1 pseudogene is annotated in these 3,111 nt (G+C 43.6%); it reads left to right on the top strand.

Annotated elements, in window-relative coordinates:
* Positions 1–3,111, top strand: a pseudogene (locus STRDD11_RS14545) (ZmpA/ZmpB/ZmpC family metallo-endopeptidase-related protein); the annotation flags it as partial.

Below are 3,111 nucleotides of genomic sequence, written 5' to 3'. Positions count from 1 at the left end.
CCAGTTTGTTTTTGTTTCTGTAGTTGGGAGTGAGGTTGTTCAGGCGCAAGAAAGATTCGATCTTCACTATAAATATGTGACAGATGCTGAACTAACTCCAGCAGAAAAAACTTCATTGTCAACGAAGTTCCAAAAATTGCGGAAAACAATGAAAACACCTACTATCTTGTTTACAGATTGAATGCAGCTGCTCCAGCAGGAGCTTTGCCGAATACTGGCATCAATAGCAATGCAAATCTGCTGCTTACGGGCGGTGTGTTGGCGACGGCTGGCTTGCTTATTTTTGTTGTTTCAAAAAGAAAAGTTAAAAGCAAGTTACTGCTCACCATTTTGGTGGGAGCCGGCATCGGAGGAGGCTGGATATTATCCGCCCATGCATTAGAAAACGGAATTTTGCTGCACTATAATGCAGCATATCAAGTAGCGGCTGGGGAAAGTCTGCCTCTGCCGCGAGAAATCCCGGGCTATACCTATGTTGGCTATATCAAAGAAGAGTCGATTAAGAAATTATTAGGCGATAGGGCCGATCATCAACTGAATGCCAATGTGAATCAAGAAAGCTTGAACCAAAAAAAGAAAGCAGATGCTTCTGTTGCGTTTGATGATGCTGTACTGAACCATCAAACAGCCGGTGTCAATACACTGGAACCTCAAGATGAGGTCTTATCTGGCCGTGTAAAGAAACCGGAACTAGTATACAAAGAAGAAAGCATTGAAACAACACTGCCCTATCCTGAAGAAACGCAAGAAAATCCGGATTTGACTGAAGGAATCGTGAGAGTGAAACAGGAAGGTAAAACCGGTCGGAAAATCGAACTTGTTAGAATTTTCACTGTAGATAATGAAGAAGTCTTAAGAGAGATTGTTTCTACTGAAATAGAGGAGGCGATTCCTCAAATAGTGGAAAAGGGAACGAAAAAGGCAGAATCAGGCAGTGAAAAACCAGCATCTTCTAATTTGGTTGCCCCTGAACAAGCTGCTCCGCTACCTGAGTACACTGGCGTTCAGGCTGGTGCAATAGTGGAACCTGAACAAGTCGCGCCACTGTCTGAATATACAGGAACACAAGCAGGCGCAGTCGTCGAACCTGAGCAAGTCGCGCCACTGTCTGAATATACAGGAACACAAGCAGGCGCAGTCGTCGAACCTGAACAAGTCGCGCCACTGTCTGAATATACAGGAACACAAGCTGGCGCAATAGTGGAGCCTGAGCAAGTTACGCCGTTACCTGAGTACACAGGCGTTCAATCCGGTGCAGTCGTCGAGCCAGAGCAGGTCGCTCCGTTACCGGAGTATACGGGCACACAAGCTGGTGCAGTCGTCGCACCTGAGCAATCTGCTCCGCTACCTGAATACACGGGTGCGCAATCTGGCGCAATAGTCGAACCTGAGCAAGTCGCTCCGTTACCAGAGTATACGGGCACACAAGCTGGTGCAATAGTCGAACCCGAGCAAGCTGCTCCGTTACCTGAGTATACTGGAAATATAGAACAGCCAGCAGCAGCTGAAACGCCTGCTGAACAATCAGAAGAAACCAAACAGCAGGAACAAGAGCCGGAGAAAACGATAGAATTAAGGGATGTATCCGACCTAGAGCTGTATAGTCTAACCGATGGAAAATATAAACAGCACGTTTCTCTTGAGGCCATTCCAAGCAATCAAAATCATTATTTCGTGAAAGTCAAATCTTCTAAATTTAAAGATGTATTCTTGCCAATTGCTTCGATCGTTGATAGTAGAAAAGATGGCCGGCCAGTTTATAAAATTACAGCAAGTGCTGAAAAATTACAACAGGACGTAGATGGCAAGTACGAGGACAATTTTACTTTTTATCTAGCAAAAAAGGCAAAGAAAGAAATAACAGATTTTACTTCATTTAGCAATCTAGTGGAAGCCATCAATAATGATCTCAGCGGGACCTATTATTTAGGGGCTAGTTTGAATGCTGATGAATTTGAATTAGAAAACAGTGCTGCCAGCTATATCACCGGTACATTTACTGGCAAGTTATTCGGCAGCAAAGATGGGAAAAATTTTGCTATTTATAACTTGAAAAAGCCTCTGTTTAACATTTTGAGCGGTGCTGCAGTAGAAAATCTGACTCTTAAAGATGTGAATATTTCAGGAAAAAATGATATAGGGGCGATTGCAAATGAAGCCAATCATGAGACAAGGATTAACCATGTCCATGTAGATGGTGTCCTGACTGGTGAACGCGGCATTGGCGGCCTGGTTTGGAAGGCTGATCATTCTAAGATTGCCAATAGCAGTTTCAAGGGAAGAATGGCCAACTCCTATGATACAAATGCTGCTTACGCGATCGGTGGTTTGGTCGGTCAATTGACCGGAATCAATGCAGCAATCGATCAATCAAAAGCGACTATTGCCATTTCGTCAAATGCGAAGAGTTCAAATCAAACTGTCGGCGGCATCGCAGGTTTGGTAGAAAAAGATGCACTGATCAGCAACAGCTATGCTGAAGGGGATATTGATAATGGCAAGCCTTTTGGAAGAGTTGGCGGTGTTGCAGGTTCCTTGTGGGATAGAGAATCCAATGACGAAAATCATTCCGGAAGATTGCTCAATGTGCTGAGCGATGTGAATGTGATGAATGGGAATGCCATCAGCGGCTATCACTACAAAGGAATGAGAGTGACCGGCGCATTCAGCAGCAAAGACAGCAGAGTCTACAATGTTGCTCTAGAAAATGATGAGCTTGTAACCAAGGAATCCCTCGAAGAAAGAGGAACCATCATTGATGCTTCTCAAATCGCAAGCAAGAAGTCTGAAATCAATGCTTTCTTCCTACCAGCTGTTGAATCTTTACTAAGCAGCAGTAACAAAAAAAGTGATTTTTCGAAAGTCGCAAATTACCAAGCTAGCCGGAATCTGGTATATCAGAACATGGAAAAATTGCTGCCGTTTTATAATAAGGCCACCATTGTCAAATACGGCAATCTGGTAAAAGAAAACAGCGCTTTGTATGAAAAAGAACTGTTATCTGCGGTTATGATGAAGAATCATGAAGTGATTACAGATATTGCTTCACAGAAAGAAGCGGCAAATAAGCTGTTGCTGCACTATAAGGACCATACATCTGAAAAGCTGGAT

The organism is Streptococcus sp. DD11 (assembly GCF_001578865.1).
Classification (GTDB): Bacteria; Bacillota; Bacilli; order Lactobacillales; family Streptococcaceae; genus Streptococcus; species Streptococcus panodentis.
The sequence above is the reverse complement of the archived record's forward strand: the minus strand, read 5'-3'. Positions and strand labels throughout refer to the sequence as shown.